The 768-nt window shown below is 43.6% G+C and carries 2 protein-coding genes; both read right to left on the bottom strand.

Annotated features, from left to right (window positions below):
* Positions 1-197, bottom strand: a 197-nt coding sequence (locus NPX02_RS21255; RefSeq protein WP_260296067.1) for a toxin-antitoxin system HicB family antitoxin, incomplete at its 3' end; no start/stop codon positions are given.
* 1 nt (position 198) lies between these two features.
* Positions 199-624, bottom strand: a complete 426-nt coding sequence (locus NPX02_RS21250) for a putative toxin-antitoxin system toxin component, PIN family (protein WP_260296066.1) — start codon at positions 622-624, stop codon at positions 199-201.
* Positions 625-768: the final 144 nt, after the last annotated feature.

Here is a 768-nt window from a genome sequence, read left to right as displayed (position 1 = left end):
TTGTCCAGTAATTCCAAACCACGTACAGGATCACCATTTGCTGCAAGCATACGAAAACGAACTTCGCTATCAAACTCGGCGAGAGCTTGTGTAGAAAGTTCATCAATCAATCTATTTATGCTCACATGCCGGTGCTTTGCTAATGCTTTTAAGCGATTGTGCTTTTCATCTGGTATTCGAATGGTCAAAGTTGCCATTTCATTCACCTCTTAACATCTGCTCTGGTGTGAGTATTCGTAAATCCGGAAATTTAAGCTCTGCACCATGCAGGTCATTTACATTATGGCTGATAATGAAATCGGCATTGCCAGCCAGGGCAAGTTCTATCAAGAAATTGTCGCCCTCATCCTTAAGATTGGGTCTCCATAAAAAATATACCGATACCCATTGGCAAACTGAATACAAGCTATTAAGTAACTCCCGAATTTCCTGGGCGTTTAATGGGCATATCCCAAGAATTCGGTCTCTGCCACTGACATCCTCATACTCAGAAAATAAGGCGTTACTAATCAGCGGTTTATAATTACCCTTTAAGCAGCGCCGCAGTATTTCCCTGCTTGGTCCCTTTTCACCAATCAGGGCGCTAATCAGAACGCTTGTGTCTACCACAACTATATCTGCCATGAGCGAAATGATAGCATATATGCTGTCACTCACAAGAACGACTAACAACACCGTGAATATGTGGGGATTATCAGAGTCGGATCGCACTTATTTAAGCCAAGAACCACCGTCATCCCGGCGCAGGCCGGGATCCAGATTGCTTAA

The sequence above is a fragment of the Sedimenticola hydrogenitrophicus genome, assembly GCF_025175675.1.
Lineage (GTDB): Bacteria > Pseudomonadota > Gammaproteobacteria > Chromatiales > Chromatiaceae > Sedimenticola > Sedimenticola hydrogenitrophicus.
This window is presented reverse-complemented; position numbering and strand designations above follow the sequence as displayed.

Coding starts and splice junctions, on each gene's coding strand:
- NPX02_RS21250 (WP_260296066.1), bottom strand. CDS start 624: ATGGCAGATATAGTTGTGGTAGACACAAGCGTTCTGATTAGCGCCCTG.